Source organism: Aquabacterium olei (assembly GCF_003100395.1).
In the GTDB taxonomy this organism is placed as follows: Bacteria; Pseudomonadota; Gammaproteobacteria; order Burkholderiales; family Burkholderiaceae_C; genus Aquabacterium; species Aquabacterium olei.
In genome coordinates this window covers 251,449-272,858 of sequence record NZ_CP029211.1, presented here as the reverse complement: position 1 = coordinate 272,858, position 21,410 = coordinate 251,449, and the positions used below count along the sequence as shown (strand labels likewise).

18 protein-coding genes are annotated in these 21,410 nt (G+C 67.4%); 7 read left to right on the top strand and 11 right to left on the bottom strand.

All coding sequences use genetic code 11. The features are described 5' to 3' along the window. The first annotated feature begins 16 nt into the window (after positions 1 to 16). Both DEH84_RS18570 and DEH84_RS18565 read left to right on the top strand, forming a co-directional pair. On the top strand, positions 17 to 628 hold the full coding sequence (locus DEH84_RS18570) for a GntR family transcriptional regulator (RefSeq protein ID WP_245932809.1): 612 nt from the start codon (positions 17 to 19) through the stop codon (positions 626 to 628). Between the two features lie 54 nt (positions 629 to 682). Next, entirely contained in the window at positions 683 to 2,146 is a 1,464-nt protein-coding gene (locus DEH84_RS18565; protein ID WP_109038694.1) for an NAD-dependent succinate-semialdehyde dehydrogenase, read from the top strand. Positions 2,147 to 2,184: 38 nt separating this feature from the next. On the opposite strand, the gene DEH84_RS18560 is transcribed toward DEH84_RS18565, so the two are convergent. From DEH84_RS18560 to DEH84_RS18510, 11 genes are all read right to left on the bottom strand, one after another. After that, the gene (locus DEH84_RS18560) at positions 2,185 to 3,093 is read right to left on the bottom strand and encodes a DMT family transporter (RefSeq protein WP_245932808.1); all 909 of its coding nucleotides are present in this window, start codon (positions 3,091 to 3,093) and stop codon (positions 2,185 to 2,187) included. Continuing rightward, on the bottom strand, positions 3,090 to 4,532 hold the full coding sequence (gene ccoG / locus DEH84_RS18555) for a cytochrome c oxidase accessory protein CcoG (protein WP_109038693.1): 1,443 nt from the start codon (positions 4,530 to 4,532) through the stop codon (positions 3,090 to 3,092). Before ccoG ends, DEH84_RS18560 begins: the two co-directional genes overlap by 4 nt. Positions 4,533 to 4,534: 2 nt before the next feature. Continuing rightward, a complete protein-coding gene (locus tag DEH84_RS18550) occupies positions 4,535 to 5,257 on the bottom strand; it encodes an acyl-CoA dehydrogenase family protein (RefSeq protein ID WP_109038692.1) in 723 nt (240 codons plus the stop codon). Between the two features lie 75 nt (positions 5,258 to 5,332). Then, a complete protein-coding gene (locus DEH84_RS18545) occupies positions 5,333 to 6,622 on the bottom strand; it encodes an MSMEG_0569 family flavin-dependent oxidoreductase (RefSeq protein ID WP_109038691.1) in 1,290 nt (429 codons plus the stop codon). A 53-nt stretch (positions 6,623 to 6,675) separates the two neighbouring features. Then, positions 6,676 to 6,966, bottom strand: coding sequence for an MSMEG_0570 family nitrogen starvation response protein (locus DEH84_RS18540; protein ID WP_109038690.1), 291 nt, complete (start codon positions 6,964 to 6,966; stop codon positions 6,676 to 6,678). Beyond that, entirely contained in the window at positions 6,959 to 8,149 is a 1,191-nt protein-coding gene (locus DEH84_RS18535) for an MSMEG_0565 family glycosyltransferase (RefSeq protein WP_109038689.1), read from the bottom strand. Before DEH84_RS18535 ends, DEH84_RS18540 begins: the two co-directional genes overlap by 8 nt. After that, on the bottom strand, positions 8,146 to 9,201 hold the full coding sequence (locus DEH84_RS18530; protein WP_109038688.1) for a sll0787 family AIR synthase-like protein: 1,056 nt from the start codon (positions 9,199 to 9,201) through the stop codon (positions 8,146 to 8,148). The genes DEH84_RS18535 and DEH84_RS18530 overlap by 4 nt, the downstream gene beginning before the upstream one ends. Next, on the bottom strand, positions 9,198 to 9,785 hold the full coding sequence (locus DEH84_RS18525; RefSeq protein WP_109038687.1) for an MSMEG_0567/Sll0786 family nitrogen starvation N-acetyltransferase: 588 nt from the start codon (positions 9,783 to 9,785) through the stop codon (positions 9,198 to 9,200). The genes DEH84_RS18530 and DEH84_RS18525 overlap by 4 nt, the downstream gene beginning before the upstream one ends. Before the next feature lie 15 nt (positions 9,786 to 9,800). Beyond that, positions 9,801 to 10,898, bottom strand: coding sequence for an MSMEG_0568 family radical SAM protein (locus DEH84_RS18520; RefSeq protein ID WP_109038789.1), 1,098 nt, complete (start codon positions 10,896 to 10,898; stop codon positions 9,801 to 9,803). A gap of 75 nt (positions 10,899 to 10,973) precedes the next feature. After that, a complete protein-coding gene (locus tag DEH84_RS18515) occupies positions 10,974 to 12,017 on the bottom strand; it encodes a Nit6803 family nitrilase (RefSeq protein WP_109038686.1) in 1,044 nt (347 codons plus the stop codon). A gap of 23 nt (positions 12,018 to 12,040) precedes the next feature. After that, positions 12,041 to 12,523: an MSMEG_0572/Sll0783 family nitrogen starvation response protein gene (locus DEH84_RS18510; RefSeq protein WP_109038685.1), complete on the bottom strand. Its 483-nt coding sequence runs from the start codon at positions 12,521 to 12,523 to the stop codon at positions 12,041 to 12,043. 350 nt (positions 12,524 to 12,873) lie between these two features. Here DEH84_RS18510 and DEH84_RS18505 point away from each other — a divergent pair, with 350 nt between their 5' ends. The 5 genes from DEH84_RS18505 (at position 12,874) to DEH84_RS18485 (ending at position 21,356) form a co-directional block, all read left to right on the top strand. Then, positions 12,874 to 14,271 carry an aminotransferase-like domain-containing protein gene (locus tag DEH84_RS18505; protein ID WP_109038684.1) on the top strand — a complete coding sequence of 466 codons (1,398 nt, stop codon included), beginning with the start codon at positions 12,874 to 12,876 and terminating at the stop codon, positions 14,269 to 14,271. Next, entirely contained in the window at positions 14,271 to 14,771 is a 501-nt protein-coding gene (locus DEH84_RS19725) for a GntR family transcriptional regulator (protein WP_109038683.1), read from the top strand. The genes DEH84_RS18505 and DEH84_RS19725 overlap by 1 nt, the downstream gene beginning before the upstream one ends. Continuing rightward, on the top strand, positions 14,768 to 15,976 hold the full coding sequence (locus tag DEH84_RS18495) for an MFS transporter (RefSeq protein WP_109038682.1): 1,209 nt from the start codon (positions 14,768 to 14,770) through the stop codon (positions 15,974 to 15,976). The genes DEH84_RS19725 and DEH84_RS18495 overlap by 4 nt, the downstream gene beginning before the upstream one ends. A gap of 120 nt (positions 15,977 to 16,096) precedes the next feature. Beyond that, a complete protein-coding gene (locus DEH84_RS18490) occupies positions 16,097 to 18,550 on the top strand; it encodes a catalase (RefSeq protein ID WP_109038681.1) in 2,454 nt (817 codons plus the stop codon). Between the two features lie 631 nt (positions 18,551 to 19,181). Continuing rightward, a complete protein-coding gene (locus DEH84_RS18485) occupies positions 19,182 to 21,356 on the top strand; it encodes a site-specific integrase (protein WP_109038680.1) in 2,175 nt (724 codons plus the stop codon). Positions 21,357 to 21,410: the final 54 nt, after the last annotated feature.

Below are 21,410 nucleotides of genomic sequence, written 5' to 3'. Positions count from 1 at the left end.
GTTGACCCTGGAGAAGATGCGCAACGCCATCATCGGACAGTACTTTCAGCCAGGTCAGCGCCTGGTGGAGAGGACGCTGTGCGACGAACTCGGGGTCAGCCGCACCATCGTGCGGGAAGTCCTGCGTCACCTCGAAACAGAAGGTTTGGTGGAAACGCCTCAGGGGCAGGGCCCCATGGTGGCAACGATCGATCTCGAGACCACCCGCCAGATCTACGAGATCCGTGCGCTGCTTGAGGGGCATGCTGCAGCATCCTGCGCCAGACTGGCCGATGAACAGGCCATCGTCCGCATGGCGGCCGCGCTCATGTTGATTGAAGCCTCGTTTGCGCAGAACGACCATGTCGGGGTGTTGGCCGAGACGACCCGTTTCTATGAAGTGATGTTCTCGGCAGGCCGTGAAGCAGTGGCCTGGAGCATCGTCCAGAGCCTGAACGCCCGCATCAACCGCTTGCGTGCCATCACGATCACCAGTCGGGAACGCAGCAGCAGTGGCCCGGCGGAAATGAAGCAGGTCCTGGAAGCGATCCGTCAACGTCAGCCCGAGGCAGCGCAAAGAGCGGCAGAGGCCCACGTACGGCAGGCCGCAGCACGTGCGCTCGAAGCACTGCATCAAGAGCAGAGCTGACCCTCCCATCAACCGCGATCTCTTTCACCACACGCTCAGCCGGCGTGAACGCCCATGCTCACCCTGAAACATCCCGAACTGTTGCGTCAGCAGGCCTTTTTCGCAGGCGAATGGGCCGACGCAGACGCCCACGCCCGATTTTCCGTGCACAACCCAGCCAACGGTGAGGTGCTAGCGCACGTGCCCCTGCTCGGCGAAGCGGAGACCCTCCGTGCCATAGAGGCCGCAAGGCTAGCCTGGCACGCGTGGAGACGGCAGACCGCAGCGACACGCGGCAAGCTGCTGATGCGCTGGCACGATCTGATGCTGGTGCACCTCGACGACCTCGCCCTGCTGCTGACGTCCGAGCAAGGCAAGCCGCTGGCCGAGGCTCGCGGTGAAGTCGCCTATGCAGCGGCATACATCGCTTGGTTTGCTGAAGAAGCCCGACGCATCTACGGCGAAACCATCCCCAGCCCGGTAGCCGACCGGCAGCTGGTGGTCACCCGTGAACCCATTGGCGTGTGCGCGGCCATCACACCATGGAACTTTCCTCTGGCCATGATCACCCGCAAGGTTGCACCGGCGCTGGCCGCCGGCAATCCGATGATCGTGAAACCTGCTGAAGCCACCCCGCTGTCGGCCCTGGCCCTCGCGCAGCTGGCCCAGGAGGCCGGCATCCCCGGCAACCTGCTGCAGGTCATCACTGGAGACCCCAAGGTCATTGGCGCCACACTCTGCGCCAGCGAGGTGGTGCGCAAGCTGAGCTTCACGGGCTCCACAGCGGTGGGCAAACTCCTTTATGGGCAATGCGCCGGCAGCGTCAAGAAGCTGTCTCTGGAGCTTGGTGGCAACGCGCCCTTCATCGTCTTTGATGATGCAGACCTGGATGCCGCCGTGCAGGGAGCCATGGCCTCCAAGTTCCGCAACAGCGGACAGACTTGTGTGTGTGCCAATCGCATTTATGTGCAGGACGCGGTGTACGACGCCTTCGTCGAGAAGTTGCTGCCCGCGGTATCGGCATTGCGCGTGGGCAATGGCACGCATGACGGGGTCACGGCAGGCCCTCTCATCAACGAAGCCGCATGCAATAAGGTGGCGGAGCACGTGCAGGACGCCCTTCAGCGCGGCGCCGCGCTGCGGCTGGGCGGCGAGCGTCTGCGCGGGGGTGAACTGGCTCAAGGCCATTTCTTTGCGCCCACCGTGCTGACCGAGGTCCCAGCTGACGCACGCGTGACGCGCGAGGAAACTTTCGGCCCATTGGCCGCCCTCGTCCGCTTTCGCACCGAAGAAGAAGTCATTGCATTGGCCAACGATTCGCCTTTCGGTCTGGCCAGCTATTTCTACAGCCGCGACATTGGCCGTGTACACCGGGTCAAGGAAGCACTCGAGAGCGGCATGGTGGGCGTGAACACAGGGCTGATTTCCACAGAGGTGGCGCCCTTCGGCGGTATGAAGCAGTCAGGCATCGGCCGGGAGGGCGGTCGTCAGGGGCTCGACGAGTACCTCGTCACCAAATACGCTGCGGTCGCCTGGTAACACACCCGCGTCACCCGGCACAACGCGGGGGCGTGGCGCTATGTCAGGCCGCTCCGTCGCGCGTTCAGCGCGAGCAGCAGGCCTGCACACAGAATCACGCCGCATCCCACCGCGGTGGCGGCATCCACCGTCTCATCGAACGCCACTACACCCAGGCCAATGCCAAACAACAGGCGCGTGTAGCGCAGCGGCGTGACCGCTGCCACATCGCCCGTGCGCATGGCTTTCATCAGCGAAGCATAGGCCCCGGTGCCCACCAGCACGGCCACAACCAGGGCCACCACGCCCGCGCGATCCGGCCAGACCCATGCCTGCCCTTGCCTGACGGCATACAGCGCACCGGCCACCACCACGGCCAGAAAGCCGTAGAAGCCGAGGTGGCGCGTGCCCAGCGTCACGGGCACCGCACGGCTGGCCAGGTCACGCCCGGCGAAGCCCACCATGCCGACCACCGTCAGCAGGGAGAGCACGGAGAAGTCGCCCGCGGTCGGCCTCAGGACCACGGCGACGCCGGCCAGGCCCAGCAGCACCGCCACCCAACGCACGGTGCCCACCCGTTCGCCGAAGTAAAAGCGTGCGCCCAGCACCACCAGCACCGGCGTGGCCTGCAGGATGGCCGTCGCGGAAGACAGCGGTGTCAGGGCAATGGCCAGCACATAGAACAGGCGGCCCGTGATCTCGAATCCGGCCCGCACCCACATGGGCTTCGAGCGCGCATCGGCGTGCCAGAGGGGCTGCGTGCCCTCGCGTCGGTAGAGCCCGAACACCAGCGCGCCCCCGATCCCGAACAGCACCAGGACCTGGCCGATCGGCAGCATGCGGGCCACCTGCTTGAGCAAGGCGTCTTCCAGCGCAAAAGCGGCCATCGCCAGCACCATCCAGGCCATGCCCCTCAGGTTGTCGCTTGCATGGCGGGCGCCGATCTCGCCGGCCGGGCGGGGCCTCATCGCGGCACGATGAAGGTGCTGCCTTCGGACACGAGGTCGGCCCGTGTCGCGCTGCGGCTGGCCACCTGGAACCGGATCGGCAGGGTCTGACCTGCCAGCCTGGCGGCCTGGGACACGGGCAGTCGCACCGACACGGTCCACTGCATGTCGGCCACCGGCGACAGGACGATGTCCGACCGGCTCATCACCTGAGCGCCCGGCAAGCCTTCGACGGTGATCGCAATGCGCTGAGGCTGCTCGGTCTGGTTCATGAGTTGCAAGCGATAGAGGTTTTCAACGGCGCCGTCCTCGACCAGACGGGCCATCACGCCCCGGTCGCGGATGACGTCCACGCGGATGTCGGGGCGGTGCGCCACCGACCAGGCCATGGCGAGCAGCAAGCCGCCCATCACGCCAGCATACAGGCGGAGACGATGGCGCATGAAAAGGCCACCGAGGTTGCCCGGCGTGGCGGCCTGGCTGGCCTGCCCCTCACCCTGAAGCTCGCGCTGCCGGGCGTAGCGGATCAGACCACGCGGCTGACCGATCTTGTCCATGACGGCATCGCACGCGTCGATGCAGAGCGCGCAGCCGATGCATCCGGCCTGCAGGCCATTGCGGATGTCCACGCCGGTGGGGCAGACCTGGACGCACAGGGTGCAGTCCACACAGGCGCCCGGGCGCGAGGGCTCGTCGCTGCCCTTGCGGGGCACGCCCCGCGGCTCACCCCGCTTCACGTCATAGCCCACGATCAGGGTCTCGCTGTCCATCAGGGCACCCTGGAAGCGACCGTAGGGGCACATGTGCAGGCACACCTTCTCGCGCAGGAAACCTGCGTTGCCATAGCAGGCCACGCCATAGAACAGACTCCAGAACGCATCCCAGAAGCCGACGGTGCCGTACAGGATCTGCGGCCCGACTTCGCGGATGGGCGAGAACCAGCCCACGAAGGTAAAGCCCGTCCACAGGCTGATGGCGATCCACAGAGCGTGCTTGCCGCCCCGGCGCAGCAGCTTGTTGGCGGTCCAGCCCGACTGATCGAGCCGGATGCGCTGGTAGCGGTCGCCCTCGGTGTGCCGCTCGACCCACATGAACAGCGAGGTGTACACCGTCTGCGGGCAACTGAAGCCGCACCACACGCGGCCGGCCAGGGTGGTGGCCGCGAACAGCAGCATCGCGCAGAACACCAGCAGGCCGGTGAGGAAGATCAGGTCCTGCGGCAGGAAGATCAGGCTGCCCAGGTAGAAGCGCTTGGCTTCCAGGTCGAAGCGCACCATCTGGCGGCCCTGCCATTCCAGCCAGGGCAGGCCGAAGAAGAAGAGCTGGGTCAGAGCCAGCATCAGCCAGCGCAGGCGGCTGAATCGGCCCTTGACGGACTTGGGCTGCACCTTGCTGGCAGCCTCCACGCCCGGCATCAGGGACACGGGCTGGATGGGGATCACGCGGGGGGTGGACGACATGGTCAGACCTCGTACTTCTTGTGGACAGGCGCAGGCCGGCTCAGCGCCGCCGCCAGCATCGCGGGACGCAGGGCCTGATCGAGCAGTTGCAGGTGCAGGGCGAGGCGGTGCGGGTCGTCGGCCAGCAGCTCGTCCTCACGGAAATAGACGTTGTTCAGGCGGACGGTGCCGCTGGCGGTGGCCACGTCCTGGGGGCGGGCCACGTCGATCAGGTGGCGCAGACCGTCCTCTTCACTGCGCAGGACCACCCAGGCCCAGCGCTGGGGCTGGCCCACCTGCGCATCAAAGCGCACCGGGCACACGACCACATAGCCCTCCCACTGCAGGTTGGGCACGTCGTCGAGCAGGCCGTTCAGGTGCCAGCCGCGCTCCAGCGGCTGTGCCTGAACCAGCGACCGTGCGGAGGCCAGGGTGAGGTCCTGGCGCCAGGACAAGGTGCCGGCCAGGGCCCCGGTCAGCAGATCGGGCAAGAGGTGCTCGCGCAGCGCGATGTTGGGACTGTGAACCAGTGCCTCGATGGCGAGGCGCTGGGCCCACGCGATGCGGGCGGAGGCCATGTCCTGACCGGCCAGCTCGCGGATCCGGCTGACCAGTTCGTCAACCGGGGCGCCGTCGCCGCCCTGCGCCAGGGGCACGGCACAGCGCAACAGCCCACGGCGTGCGACGGAAGTCAGGCGGGATGGCGCGGCCTGCTCAGCGCCGGTGGAGGTGAGATCCGATGTCATGCCGCCATGCTCCCGCACGGCGGCCTGGGATGGTGTGATCGGTTTTCTGAAGAAAACACCGTATCAGATGCCCTGTCAGCTGTGCAGGGCGGGCTCACGGGCCGCCACGGGTGCGCGCAGCGCCTGCTTCTCGATGGCCTCGGCCAGGTACAGCGCATCGCGCGCCACGCCCGAGAACCGGCCCGATCCCCAGGTGTACAGCCACGGCAGCCCCAGGAAGTACAGTCCCGCCTGCCGGGTGACGCCCCGGTGGTGGACCGGCTGGCCCCGGCCGTTGAACACCGGCGCATCCAGCCAGCTGAAGTCCGGCTTGAAGCCGATGCACCAGATGACCGAGGTGATGCCTTCGGCCGCCAGATCCAGCCGCGTGTGGTTGCCATCGGGTTGCCAGACCGGCTCGTAAACCTCGCACGCGGGGGCGTCGATGCCCTGTTCGGCAATGTGCTTGTCGATGGCCGCGTTGATCCCGTTGTAGACCTTGTCGGCCTGGTCCAGCGCCGCCTTCAGGTTGTCCTGGAACGAGACCACACCGTCCTGCAGACTGTCCAGCAGACCGTACAGCTTCATGCCCTGCTTCGCGAAGGCGCGCAGGTCGATGTCGCGCCCGCCATCGCGGCCGGTCACATAGTGGTTGGTGTTGTCGCGCACGCCTTCGCGCAGCGGGTGCTGGTCCACCGGCATGTCGTAGTAGCCCATGTCGGCCAGCCAGTCGACCACATCACGGCCGCGGTAGAAGCGCGCACACCGTGGCGCATCACCCACCGCGAGGTGCACCCGCTTGCCGGCCAGGTGCAGGTCTTCGGCAATCTGCGCCCCGGACTGGCCCGAGCCCACGACCAGCACGCCCCCTTCAGGCAGGCTCTGTGGGTTGCGGTACTGCTCCGAATGCAGTTGGGTGATGTGGGCCGGCAGGCGTTCGGCCAGACGCGGCACCACGGGCTCGTGGTAGCCACCGGACGCCACCACGACCTGATCGGCGGTGAAGAGACCAGCCGTGGTCTGTACGGCGTAGCCACCTTCCGGACGGGCCTTGACGTGCTGCACCGTCACGCCGGTCTGCATCGGCGGGTTCACCTTCTTCAGGAAGGCCTCCAGGTAGGCCACGATCTGGTCCTTCTTCATGAAGCCATGCGGCTCGGGGCCGTCGTAGTCATGGCCGGGCAGCTTGCACTGCCAGTTGGGTGTCACCAGACAGAAGGCGTCCCAACGCTGGGTGCGCCAGGCGTGCATGGGCGTGTGCTTCTCCAGCACGAGGTGGTCGATGCCGCGTTGTTGCAGGTAGTGGCTGAGCGACAGCCCGGCCTGGCCGCCTCCGACGATGAGGACGGCGTGATGGGCAGGAACGGAAGAGGGGGAGGCGTGCATGGTCGGGTCCTCGCGGAGGGTGGGTGCATGTGTGGAAAAAGGATGAAACGCTGTCAGGCGGGATCCAGGTGCACGACCGTCACCTCGGCCTGGGGTGACCCGCTATGGCGCTCGGCCTGGCTCTCGATTTCCGCCCATTGGTCCATGGCGCGCGAGCAGGCAAAGCCGTACTTCGCTCGCACACGCTCGGAGGCGATGGACAGGGCGGTGTGGGTGCGTTGCAGGAACTCCGGCAAGGGGTAGCGTTGCCCGGCCGTCAGGTGCTCGCGCACGACCAGCGAGGGCGAATAGCAGGTCTGTTCCGTGCCGTCCGGCCAGCGGACGGTGAAGTGCATTTCAGGCATGGCAGGCGAGGTGGTGTTGGTAAAGGTCGATGTGGCGGGTGGCCGAGGCCGCCCAGCTGAAGCGCTGGCACACGTCGCGGGCCTGGCGCGCCAATGCAGCGTGGTGATGCGGATCGAGGGTCTGTATGAGGCCGCGGGCGATGTCATCCACATCAAGGGGGTCGACCCACAGCACCTCGCCTTCACGGAAGTGCTCGGTGAACGGTGCACGGCGCGAGACGAGGGCGGGCGTCCCGCATGCCATGGCCTCCAGGGCCACGAGCCCGAAGCCTTCCTTCAGGGAGGGCATCACGAGCGCTCGGGCCCGTCGGTACAGTGCGGCGAGAACGGCATCAGAGACAGGCCCCGTGCACACCAGGCGATCGGCATCCGGCTGCCCCGGAGCCAGACCGGCCTCGTGTCGAATGGCCTGGAAAGCCTGCACGGCCGCATCATGCTGAAGCAGGCTGGCGCCCCCGGCGATCACCAATTGAGCTTGCGGAACCAGCCGGCGCACGCGCGCGAATGCCTGCAGCAGAGCCACGGCGTTCTTGCGGGCCTCGACACCGCCCACGGAAAGCCACACCGGCCCTGCGGGCTGAACGCCCAGCGCCCGCAGCGCCTCGTGGTCCATCGCGGCCTGCTCGGCCGTCCCCGCGGGGGTGTAGCGCAGCAGGTTCACGCCGTTGTGCACGCGCCAGGCCTCGCGCGCCCAGTCACGGTGCAGCACGCCCTGCCACAGGTCGCTCACACACAACAGCAGGCTGGCGGCATTCACGGCCCTGGCCTGCCATGCGACCAGCCGCGGCTCATCGAACGCGTCAAGGTGGTGAACCGTGCGCACATAGCCCCCCACCCTGCCCTCTTCCGTCAGGTTGGCCAGGGCGTTGGCGGTGATGCTGTCCTGCGAGTGAAAGACGTCGATGTCCGCAAGTTCATCCCAGGTCCGCAGGTGATCGGTCATGGCGTCGATGCGATGGCGCACCATGGCCACCAACCCGGCGGGACCGGCCGCGAGCGGTGCGATCGACAGCCGCGCCCGCGTGGGCCTGAACAGCGTCTGGCCCGACGCGGCGGCCGCCATCACGGTCACGTCGTGGCCCTGGGCCACCAGCGCGTCGGCCAGTTCCAGCGTGTGCACCACCCCGCCCCGCGGGTTCAGCGAGTGCATGAGCAAGGCGATCCGAAGTGGGCGGAGGCTCATGCGGGCTCCGCCTCGTGCTGCGGCACGATGAAGGGTTGCACGGACCAATCCCACAGCAAGGCGGGATCGCTGTCCGGGTCGCCTTGCAATTGCAAGGTGCTGCCCGCTTGCACCGCGCCGATCGGCGCACAGGCCATCCCGCGGGCGTGGAAGCGCGCACACACGGCCGCCACATGGTGATCGTCCACGGCCAGCACGTAGCCGAAGCTCGGAAAGGCCTGCAGCCACCGCAGCAACGCAGGCAGCCCATCGGCAGGCCCATGCCCGGGTGGATGCGGCACGGCAGCGAGGTCCACCGTGGCGCCCACTCGGGAGCACTCGAGCATCATCAACACCGTGCCCAGCACACCGGCCATGCTGATGTCTTTCGCGGCGGTGCACAGCCCTTCTTCGGCCAGTTGAGGCAGCAGGGCCAGGTCGGCCCGCAGGCGGTCGGCCGGTGTCCGCGTCGACGCATTCCAGAACGGGTAGCCGCCCTCCCATTGCCCGCGCAGGTCCACGGCCATCAGCAACCGCTGACCCGGCCGTGCCGCGAAGCTGCTCAACAGACGCCGGGCCTTGCCCAGCACCGCCACCGCGAGTTGCGGCCGGGGCGCGCGTGCGTTGCTGTGCCCGCCGACGATGGGCACGCCATAGGCTGCCGAGGCGGCGGCCATGCCTTGCACGATGGGTTCGGCCTGCCCGACCCCATCACTCCACAGCGCATCGACCACCGCGATGGGCCGGCCACCCATGGCGGCGATGTCACTGAGGTTGACCATGACGGCGCTGTAGCCGGCAAACCAGGGCATCTCGCTGACGAAGTCCTCGACCAGGCCTTCGATGGCCAGCAGCAGGTGCTCGCCATGCCCATCGGGGATGACGGCACAGTCGTCACCCAGGCCGATGCCGGCCTGCTGGGCCAGCGTGGTGTCGGTCATGCCGCCAGGCAGGTGGCGCGAGAGCGCCTGCGCCACGCCGGCAATGTCCTGCTTGTGCGCGAAGCCGCGGCTGGCACGCAACTGTGCCGTCAAGGCCGCGAGGTCGATGGATGGGCGCTGAGGGTGGCTCATGTCCGGCGCTCTCCGGCCGACGCCGACGCCCGGGCACGGGCCTGCGGCAGCGTGAAGTAACCCCAGTCCGGTTCATGGCATGGCGGGTAGTGCGCCAGGCTGGCCTCCATCAACCCATGGGGCCGGCCGTGCAGCTGCACCGGCCCGTGCAGGTGCCAGTTCAGCTTCTCGAACAGCGCCACGTTCTGCTGCTGCACGTGCGCCCAGAAGGCCGTCGCGCCCCGCGCATGCGCCATGCTGACCGCCAGGCGGATCAGCGTGGCCCCCAGTCGACCAAGGTGCCGGTAGGACGGGTGCACCGCCAGGCGCGATCCCCACCACACACCGGGCTCGGCCTCATGGATGCGCACCGTGCCCACCACCTGGTCGCACTCGCCGGCCACGCACGCGCAGGCCACCAGCAGGGTGGCGTGTGCGTCGATGGCATCGAGGTCGTTGCCGACAAAGACACCCTGCTCGACGCAGAACACCGCGCGGCGCAGTGCCAGGGCCTCGCGTCGCTCCCAGGGCTCGCTCACGCACTTGATGCGAAAAGCGGCCGGGGCAAAATCGATCGGCAACTCACAGACGGTCAAGGCTTGCATGGCGGGCTCCTTGAGTCAGGCGAGAACGGTCAGCGGGCTGGCGGTTTCGTACACCGACAGCGACGAGCAGGCGCCACACTTCCCGCAGCCGGCCTTGATGTCGCTGGCGCGCAGCCCGGTCTGGCTCACCATCTGACCCAGTGGCTCGAGCACCGAGCGCATGAACGCGGTGGTCGGCGCCGGATGGCTTTCCAGTGGGGTGCCACTGATGGGCACGAAGGGCACCACGAAGGGGTAGACGCCCATGTCGAGCAGGCGCTGGCTCATGTCCAGAATGGCTTCCCGGCTGTCGCCGAGGCCAGCCAGGATGTAGGTGCTGACCTGGCCCCGCCCGAACACGGCCACCGCCGCCTCGAAGGCGCTGAAGTAACGTGCCAGCGGCACACTGGCCTTGCCCGGCATCACCCGTTCGCGCACGGCGGGCGTGACAGCCTCCAGGTGCATGCCGAGCGTGTCGACGCCGGCATCTTTCAAGCGCTGGAACCAGAGGTCGCTGTCGGGCGGCTCGCACTGCGCCTGGATGGGCAGATCCGGCACGGCGGCCTTGATGGCGCGCGCGCTGTCCACCAGCACGGCCGCGCCGCGGTCGGGCGTGGCCGGCGTGCCGGTCGTCAGCACCATGTGGCGAATGCCGTCCAGGTCGACCGCCGCGCGGGCCACCTCGGCCAGCTGGGCCGGTGTCTTGTGCGCGATCGTGCGGCCCGCCGCCAGCGATTGCCCGATGGAGCAGAACTGGCAGCTCTTGCGCCGGCTCTCGTAGCGGATGCAGGTCTGCAGCACCGTGGTGGCCAGCACATCGCGCCCGTGCAGGGTCGCGATGTGGCGGTAGGGGATGCCGTCGGCGGTCTGGCGTTCGTAGAAGCGCGGGGTCGACGGAAAGGTGATCTGCGCGATGGGGATGCTGCCGTGCTTGAGCGTGCTCGTGCCGGCCGCATCCGGCGCGTCGGCCAGGAAGGGCGAGTCGAAGGCCGGTGCCGAGTGGACGGGCACCATCACGGTGTGCCCGTCGATGGTCACGGCCTTGTGGTCGGACGGGCCTGCCCCGCCGCGGCGGCTGGGGGCACCGGCGCCGGGGTCCGCCAGGCGCAGGCCTCGGGATTGCAGCTCGGTGATGAGCTCGCGGGCGTGAGGGCTGAGGGTCGAGAGGGCCATGCCAGTCTCCTGGGGACAAGGACGCGGACGAAGGGATCAGGCGACGCGGCTCAGCGGCGCGAGGGCTGCAGCAGTGGCATCCGGTGGGGCTGCAGCACCAGGGTCCGTGGACATCGGCTGATGAAGCAGACGCTCGTTGCCCGTGCCACCCAGCAGGTGCACCGGCGCCGTCGGCCGGTCATCCAGCCGCAGGCTCAGCAGCTCCGGCCGCGCGTAGTGCCCGACCGAATCCATCATCCGCTTGCGTTTGGTGATGAGGCTCATGTCGAGATCCACCACCAGCATGCCTTCGCCCTCCTTCAGCGGCGGCGCCAGATGCACGCCTTCGGGCGACACGATGGCCGTGCAGCAGCCCCCGCGCAGCGCACGCTGAAGGCCGGGTTCGGGCGTGATGGACTGGATCTGCTCGTCCGTCAGCCAGCCCGTGCTGTTGATGACGAAGCAGCCAGACTCGAGTGCGTGATGGCGGATCGTCACCTCCATCTGGTCGGCAAAGATCGGCCCCACGAGCGAGCCCGGGAACTGGGCGCAGTGGATCTCTTCGTGCTGCGCCATGAGGGCATAGCGGGCCAGGGGGTTGTAGTGCTCCCAGCAGGCCAGTGCCCCGACCCGGCCCACGGCCGTGTCGACCACCTTCAGGCCACTGCCATCGCCCTGCCCCCACACCATGCGCTCGTGGAAGGTGGGCGTGATCTTGCGGCGCTTGAGCCGCAGGGTGCCGGTCTCGTCGAAGATCAGCTGGGTGTTGTAGATCGTGCCGTGGTCGCGCTCGTTCACACCGAGCACGACGACCATGCCGTGCTGGCGGGCGCGCTGGGCCACGGCTTCGGTGACGGGGCCGGGTACGACCACCGCATGCTCGTACAGCGCCATGTGCTCGGCCCCGGATGCCATGGGCGGCCGGATGAACGAGAAGTAGGGGTAGTACGGCACGAAGGTCTCGGGGAACACGATGATCTGCACGCCCTGTCGGGCGGCGGCATCGATGCGGTCGAGCACCTTGTGCAGCGTGCCTTCGGCCTCGTTCAACACGGGCGAGATCTGCACGGCGGCGGCTTTGATGATGCGTGGCTGGCTCATGGTGGCGTACCCGGTTGAGTCGATCAGAGCGTCCAGGTGTCGAGGATGAAGGCCTTCTCCTTGCGGTGCAGCAGGATGATGTCCAGCACGTCAAGCGGGTTGATGGGCTTGATGCCTTCGATGAGCGAGCCCTCGCCGTGCCCGTACAGGGCCTGCAGCGCGAAGCGGCACGCGTAGACCTTGCCGCCCTCAGCGATGAACTTGGCGATCTGGTCGTTGAAGTTCAGGTGGCCGGGAAACGCGGCGTCACCCAGTTTGGGAAAGCCGCGCTTCACGCCGAGGGTCACGCCCGGCCCGTACAGCAGCACCGAGGTGTCGAAGCCCTTGCGCTGCAGACGCGTGGCCTGCAGCAGGTTGACGAAGCCGATGGAACCTTCGAAGGCCACCGTGTGGAAGGTGACGAGGGCCTTGTCGCCGGGTTCGGCCTTCACGTCCTCGAAGACCTTCTCTTCGTAGTCCACGAGGAAGTCGCCGATCTGATTGGGGGCTTTGGTCACAGCAGGCATGGGATCACTCCAGAAGTAAGGGATGAGAGAGGGTGGGCGCGCGCTGCTGAAGCAGGTGCACCGGATGTGCCAGGCGGCCGCATCAGCGTGCGATCAAGTTGCGATCAAGCGGCCGAATCCAGCGCAGCTCCCGCGAATGAGGGCGTTGATCGGCCGCAATGCGATCTAGTCACCGCACTGGTGAGCGCCTCCTGAGGTGCCGCGCCATGCGATCGAGGTGCGTGGTCGCACCAAAGGCGACAAGGCCGTCGTGCGAACGACATTTCGCCGCACGATTTCGGGCTGCCCCGCACTGCTTGAGTGCACAATCTGATGCGATCATCTGGCACATTGAATGCGATCAATCGGGCATGCCTCACACCCTCTATAAGCACTGGCTTGTCCGCCTGCGCGACAGCCACAAGCCCGCATACCTGTTGATCCCGGAGCTGCTGGCCGAGGACGTTGCGAGCGGACGGCTCACGCCGGGCGACCGACTCCCACCGATGCGGACACTGGCGGATGCCCTGGACCTGAACTACACGACGGTGGCGCGCGCCCTGGCCGAGGCGCAGAAGCGCGGTCAGATCGAGGCCCGGCCCGGGCGGGGCAGCTTCGTCCGCAGTGCGGCACCGGCCGTGCCATTGCGCGGCGGCACGGCGGCCGAGATGACCATGAACCTGCCACCCGAGCCCGACGACCCGGACTTGCTGGCGCGCATGGCCGATGGCTGCCGCCAGATCTACCAGGAGCCACAGCGGCTGCTGGCCCATCTGCGCTACCAGGACTTTGGTGGCACCCCCGCCGACCGTGACGCGGGTGCGCGCTGGCTGGCCTCGAGCATGGGACCGACCCATCTGGACCGGGTCCTTGTTGGCCCCGGCATTCATGGCGTGCTGGCCGGCCTGATCAGCATGCTGGTGCGCCCGGGCGACACGCTGTGTGTCGAGTCCGTCAGCTATCCCGGCATCAAGGCGCTGGCCACGCAACTCGGCGTGAAGCTGTATGCGTTGCCCGTGGACAAGGATGGCCCCTGCCCCGACCACTTCGAGGACGCCTGCAAGCACGTCGGGCCCAAGGCGCTTTACTGCAATCCCACGATGCTGAACCCGACCGCGATGACGATGAGTGCAGCCCGCCGCGAGGCGCTGGCCGACATCGCGCTGCGATACAGCATCCCCATCATCGAGGACGACGCCTACGGCGCCCTGCCCACCCGACAACCCGTCGCGCTTGCCGAACTGGCGCCGGGGCTGACGTACCACGTGACCGGGTTCGCGAAGTGTGTGGGCGCCGGTCTGCGCGTGGCCTATGTGCACGCCCCCACCGCGCAGGCCACCCAACGCCTCGCCGGTGCACTGCGGGCGCTCAGCGTCATGGCCGCGCCCCCGACGGTGGCCCTCGCGACACAGTGGGTCAACGATGGCACGGCCTCGGCCGTGGTCCAGGCCGTCCGACGCGAGACCAACGTGCGGCACGCCATGCTGGTACGGCATCTTGGCGGCCACGATGTGTGGAGCCAGCCGGATTGCTTCCATGCGTGGCTGCGCCTGCCGGACCGCCTGAGCCCGAACGAGGCGGCGTCCTTCTGGCGCTCGCGCGGGGTGGCCGCGGTGGCCAGCACGGCGTTCGCCACCAACACCGCCCCGCCGCGGGCGGTGCGGCTGTGCCTGGGGGGGCCCACCACCCAGGCGCAATGCGAACAGAGCCTGCGTGTCGTGGCCGACGTGCTGGCCCACCCCGAACAGGTTCACGCCTCGGTGATGTGATGGGCACGCGTTACGAAGAGCTCGCAGAAGCCATCACCTTGCGCATTCGCGAGGGGCAACTGCGGCCCGGCGAGAAGCTGCCCTCGGTGCGCCAGGCCTGCCAGAACACCCACCTCAGCCCGTCCACCGTCTTCCAGGCCTACTACCTGCTCGAATCACGCGGGCTGATCGAGGCGAGACCGCGCTCGGGCTACTACGTCTGTGCGCCACGGGCCGTTCAGGCTGGCGTGCAAGGACCGGCGGCGGTCGCTCAGGGCAGCACCGAGGTGTCCGTCTCAGCCTCGCGCCCGGACCGCTGTTCTCGGCAGACCATCGCTTTCGGCACGCCCTCAGACTCAATGCAGGCCACCCTGACGATGGGCGGGTGGCGCGCGCCATCGAGACCCTGGCTGCGCTCATTTGAGCGGCAGGCGGCATTGCGCATGCGACCATCCCCTGCTGGCGGTACGCTGCAGACGCCCTCCCGTTCGTCCTCCAGCACCCCAGCGCCCCGTTCATGAGCCAGACACCGACTGCCGCCATCGCGCCCACCGCACCGCTTCTTCTGCCCGAGTCCGTTCAACGCGGCAACATCTGGCGCCTGACAGTGGCCCAGGCCCTGGCCGGTGCCAACTCGGTCGTGGCCTACGCCACCGGCGCCATCATCGGCCACGGTCTGGCGCCCTCACCGTGGCTGGCCACCCTGCCCGTCTCCATCTTCGTGATCGGCATGGCGGCCTGCATCTTTCCCGTGGGCGCCGTGGCGCGACGTCATGGCCGGCGCACCGCCTTCCTCGCGGGCACCGCGGCGGGCACGCTGGCCGGCCTGGTCGCGATGCTCGCGGTGATCACGAACCACTTCTGGCTGTTCTGCCTGGCCATGTTCCTCGGCGGCGCGTACGCGGCCGTCGTGTTGTCGTTCCGGTTTGCCGCGGCCGACGGCGTGGCCCCAGAGCGGCGTCCCCGCGCGCTGTCGCTGGTGATGGGCGGCGGTGTGGCGGCCGGCATGGTGGGGCCGCAACTCGTCAACAGCACGATGGACCTGTGGCCATTGCACACGTTTGCTGCCACCTTCCTCTGCCAGGCAGGCGTGGCGGCCGCGTCTGCGCTGTTGTTGCTGGGCGTGCAGCTGCCTCGCCCCACGCAGCACACGATCGCAGGTGGTCGACCGGTTCGCGACATCATCGCGCAGCCCAAGTTCGTGTCGGCGGTGGTGATCGGGGCCGTCTCCTACCTGCTGATGAACTTCCTGATGACGGCGGCTCCCTTGGCCATGCACTTGTGTGGCCTGCCCCGTTCTGCCTCGAACACCGGCCTTCAATGGCATGTGATCGCGATGTACGCGCCGAGCTTCTTCACCGGGCGGCTGATTGCGCGCTACGGCGCCCCGCGCGTCGCGATGGCCGGGCTCGCCCTGATCGGACTGTCTTCGATGGTCGCGCTGCATGACATTGAAGTCGCGCACTTCTGGGGCGCGCTGGTCCTGCTCGGCCTGGGATGGAACCTCGGCTTCCTGGGCGCTTCCGCACTGGTGCTCGAGTGCCATACGCCGGAAGAAGCCACCCGCGTGCAGTCGATCAACGACTTCACGGTCTTCGGGGTCATGGCGATCGGCTCACTGTCGTCCGGTGGGCTGCTGGCCGCATACGGCTGGAACACCGTGCTGTGGGTGTCCTTCGTGCCGCTGCTTCTGGGCCTGGCCGCATTGCGACTCGTCCGGAAGTGACGCGACGGCTCTGCACAGAGCCCCATTCACCGCTGGACTGCATGCCGGCCTCCTGCAGCAGAAGCGGGCACGGTGATTGCCGGCGGGCGGGCTTGTCCACTTCACTCACACAGGACGCCCATGCCCAAGACGCCATCGACTCCCGCGGCTGCAAAGAACGCTGCAAAGTCCTCTCCCCATGCGAAGAAGTCCGTCGCGGCCAAGGCTGCCGCCCGGAACACCGACAGCGGACCGTCGTACACGGCGCCTGCTTCGGACGACGGCGACCCGGCGGCCCAGCGCATGGAGCATGTGCAGGCGACGGCGGCTTCCATGCCTTACAACGCCACCAAGGGTGGCGAGTATGGCGCCGTACCGGGCACGGCACCGGCCACAGGCCAGCACGTGACGCCGCCGTCGAGGCTCGTCACGAGCGGCACCCTGTCCGAGGTGAACACCGGCCCCAAGGTCGGCACGCAAGCGCCCGAGGGAGTCAACGCCACCATTGCCCCGCTGGACCGCGTGCGGGTGGACGCCACCGGCCAGGTGCTCACCACCAATCAGGGCGTGCGTGTGGCGGACAACCAGAACTCGCTCAAAGCGGGCACGCGCGGCCCGGTGCTGCTGGAGGACTTCATCCTCCGCGAGAAGATCACCCACTTTGACCATGAGCGCATCCCTGAGCGCATCGTGCACGCTCGCGGTTCGGCGGCGCATGGCTACTTCGAGGCCTACGAGGACCTCAGCGCGCTGACGATGGCCGCGCCGTTCAAGGCCGCCGGAAAGCGCACGCCCGTGTTCGTGCGCTTCTCCACCGTGCAGGGAGAGCGCGGCAGCAAGGACACCGCGCGCGACGTGCGCGGCTTTGCCGTCAAGTTCTACACCGACGAGGGCAACTGGGACCTGGTGGGCAACAACATCCCGGTGTTCTTCATCCAGGACGCGATGAAGTTTCCCGACCTCGTTCACGCCGTCAAGCCCGAGCCGCACCACCAGATGCCGCAGGCTGCAAGCGCCCACGACACCTTCTGGGACTTCGTGTCGCTGATGCCCGAATCCACCCACATGCTGATGTGGGTCATGAGCGACCGCGCCATCCCGCGCAGCTACGCCACCATGCAGGGCTTTGGTGTGCACACCTTCCGGCTGGTCAATGCCGCGGGAGAGTCGGTGCTGGTCAAGTTCCACTGGACGCCCAAGGCCGGCACGCATTCGCTGACCTGGGACGAGGCCGTGAAGATCTCTGGTGCTGATCCCGACTACCACCGCCGCGACCTGTGGGAGCGCATCGAGAGCGGCGCCTACCCGGAGTACGAGCTCGGCATCCAGGTGTTCACCGAGGACGAAGCCGCCAAGTTCAGCTTCGACATTCTGGACGCCACCAAGATCGTGCCCGAGGAACTGGTGCCCGTCCGTCCCATCGGCCGCATGGTGCTCAACCGCAACCCGGACAACTTCTTCGCCGAGACCGAGCAGGTCGCGTTCTGCACCGCCCACATCATCCCGGGGCTGGACTTCACCAACGATCCGCTGCTGGCCGGCCGCATCCATTCCTATGTGGACACGCAGATCACCCGGCTGGGCGGGCCGAACTTTCACGAGATTCCGATCAACTCGCCCATCGCACCGGTGCACAACAACCAGCGCGATGGTTTGCACCGCCAGGCCATTCACCGTGGCCGAGTGTCCTACGAGCCCAACTCGCTGGCGGGCGGATGCCCCTTCCAGGCCGGCGCGGCGCAGCAGGGCTTCGTGTCCGTTGCGGCGCGGTTGCGCAACCGGGAGGACTGTGCCAAGGTACGCGCCAAGCCGGAGCTGTTTGCCGAGCATTACAACCAGGCCCGGCTGTTCTACGAGAGCCAGTCGCCGGTAGAGAAGAACCACATCGCCGCCGCCTTCCGCTTCGAGCTGAGCAAGGTCACCGTGCCGGCCATCCGCGGGCGCACGCTGGCGATGCTGCGTAATGCCTCGGAAGACCTCGCCAACCGGGTGGCGGTCGGGCTCAACATGCCGTTGCCCGACCCGATGCCGAAGGTGCTGACACGCTCGCCCAAGCCGGAAGTCAATGTGTCGGCCGCCCTGTCGTTGTTCGCGCGGCCGGGCAACGGCTCCATCGCTGGCCGCAAGATCATGCTCATGGCTGCCGACGGTGTCATGGGCGAGTCACTGCTGGCTGTGCATGCCGCGCTGTTCGAGCAGGGCGCGGTACCGCGCATCGCCGCCCCACGCATCGGGCCGGTGCAGACAGCCGACGGTGTGGAGCTGCAGGCGGACGTCTCTCTAGAGAATGAGCCGGGCTTCCTGTTCGACGCTCTGGTGCTGCCGGACGGCGAGACAGCCGTAAAGGCCCTGTTGGGCGACGGCCATGCCGCCGAGCACATCCGCGACCAGTACCGCCACTGCAAGGCCATCCTGGTGCTGGGCAGCGGGCTGCACCTGCTGCAGGCGGCCGGCATTCCCACCGCCACCGCCAGCGAGGTCTCGGACCCGGGCATCGTGCTGGCCAACGCTGCGGACAGCGGGGCTCAAGCCTTCATTCAGGCCGTCGCGCAGCACCGCCACTTCCAGCGGGAAACCGATCCGCCAATGGTGTGAAAGAGCTGGCCTACCGGGGCGTCGCACTGTGGGGAGCGAGCATGTGCCAACGGACAGCGGCGAAGCGGTAAGGCCGCTGAGGCGTCATTCGGAGTGACCCGGGCTGGGTTCCAGACGGGTGGCGGCTGCACGTTCTCATCGCACCTCCCTGGGTGTCTCAGGTTTGAGGCATTCACGCGTCGACGCCTTCCGGGACGATGGCGTCCCAGGAAGGGCGAGGCCATTGAGCGCCTTGGCTCAGAAGATGCGGCGTTGGCCACCCGGACGCCGCGTTTTCTTTGTGAAATGACACATGGATAACTTTTCTTATTCGTGTGTTGTTTAAAATGCCCCAAGTCGGTGACGTGTCAGGCAAGCTGCACGAAACCACGCGGCACAACGTTCGAAATGCACCGCGAAGAGAGCTGAAGCTCTGGCCCGGCCGGCAGCGTGAATGGGGACGAAAGTCGACCCTCCAGAACGGCGTCAGACGCGTTCAAACGAGCGAGCCAAGGGCCGAGGCTCAGTCGCAGCCGAAATCGACCAGAAGCGGCGATAGCCAGCTTCGTGGGTGCTGTCCGAATATCTTGAAGGAGCGAGGGTGAGCCATGACCTGGAGCCCCGGCGGCGAGGGCGTCCCGCCGGACAGAGAATGCAAATCGCTGCGGCCGAGCTGCGGCACCACCACTTCAGCTTTGTCCGCGCTGTGCTGGAGGGCATCTCACTGCGCAAGGCCTGGACGCTGTACCTCGCGTTCGAAGGCGGGCCAGACGATGAGCGACATTTCCAACATCGTTTTGAGCGCCTGACCCGTCAGATCCACCTCGCAGCGGACCAACGCGGCCTCGCAGCCGAGGCCCGGCGGGCGTTGTCGCCACACGGACGGGACGAGGCTGACCCACTTCGACCCGCCCTGCCCTCGTTGGACGAATGGGTCGCGCAACAGTGTGAAGCGCTCGGCGTCGATGTCGACTTCCAGAGCCAGGCAGAGTGGCTTGCCGAGTACGAAGCGGCGCATGGACTCGATCAGCCGAGTCTGCCCCTGCCGGCCACCGCCCTCCCCCCCTCAGCGGAGACGCAGGCGCCACGTCAGCCGCTCGAATCGCTCAATCGGCTCGCGGGTGAGCTTGCCCGCCCCCCAGCCCTCACCGACGCCCTCACGGCATGGCTGAGTCCGGGCCTCGCAGCGCAGCTCCAGCGCACGGAAGTGGACGGTCGCGCCCTCCCCTTGCTGACCTTGGGTGATCTGATCGACTTCATCAACCTCAGACAGCACCGATGGTGGACCTGCGTCCCACGACTGGGCCGGGTGCGTGCTGAACGCCTGGTGGGATGGCTGGCACCGTTGGCCGCAGAGATGGCGCGGCCGCTGCACGATGGCGCGCTCAAGCCTTTTGCATTGCGTGCGCTGCGCAGGGGCAGCGAGTTGGGTGTGCTGGATCCCGGCTCCGTTCGGCATTACGGGCTGGTTCCCCTGGACCGCCTGGCGGTGCCTGAGGGCCTTGACGGACGAAAAGGTCTCTTTCGCAACACCACCCCGAACACGCTTGGTGCCCATACCGATCTGGAGGCGATCCACGCCTGGTTGCAACGCCACGCCGCCTCGCCTCGGACGCATGCCAACTACAGCCGCATCGCCGAGCGCTTCTACCTGTGGTGTGTCTGGGTGCGGCGCAAGCCGATGTCGTCGCTGACCGAGGCAGACTTTCAGTCGTATCGCGCCTTTCTGGCAGCGCCGCCGGCGGACTGGATCCAGCGTGCGAAAGTGGATCGCCACAGCAGCGAATGGCGGCCATTGAAGCGACCATTGAGTCTGTCGAGCCAAAAGCTGAACTTCTCGGTCATCTCGGCCATGTTGACGGCACTGGTGGAAGCCGGCTACCTGAGCGCCAATGCGGCCCGCGGCGTGCTGCCCAGCATGAAGCTGCCGCACTTCCGCATCGACATTGCGCGCAGCTTCTCCGACGAGCAATGGCAGTGGCTGATGCGTTGCTGGGCCGAGCTGTATGCCACCGTCGGTCCCACATCAGACGATGGCTGCACTCCACGGCTTCTGCCCGACGCAGCTCATCCCGATCAGGCCTTTGCCCGGGCAGCTTCGTTACGCAGAACCCGACTGGTGCTGGAGATGGGCGCCACAACCGGGCTACGCCTGATCGAATTGGTCACGACCCGCCGCAGCGCGCTGATTCGGCAACAGGTAGATGGCCAGGCATTCTGGTTCCTTCGCATCGTCGGCAAGGGCAACCGCAACCGGGAGGCGCTGCTGCACGAGGACATCAAAGCCTTGCTGGACCAGCATCACCTCGACATGAAGTTGGCAGAAACGGCATTTGACGCCCGCAATCCGCGGGTTCGAACACTGCGGGCGCCGGAGGCGGCGCCCTCCCCTGGCGACTCGGCCACCCAGCATGGTCATGCGGATGCCGACGGCGCATTGCCCCTGGTGGGCGCACTACGCAAGGCACCGCCGCGCTGGACGCTGGATGCGCGCGGTCTGCCCGTTTTGGATCGAACCGCGCCGCAAAACGCAGACCGTTTCGGCTCACTGGACCCCACGGCGCTCCATCAGGCCCTGAAACGCTTCTTTCATCGATGTGCTGACCTGGCCGAAGCGCACGGGGTGGCACTGGATACGGCCGCCCTGCGGCGTGCGTCGACGCACTGGTTGAGGCACTTCTTTGCCAACTCGGCAGCCGCAGACAACGTGAGCCCGGCCGCGTTGATGAATGCAATGGGCCATGCCAGCCTGCAGACCACCTCGGTCTACCTGCACACCGAACGGAAGGTGCTGGTGCGGGAGCTCAGCAAAATGAAACGCCGCTGAAGAGGTTGTACGGTACAACGAGATCGCCAGTTGTACCGTACAACTCTTCGCACT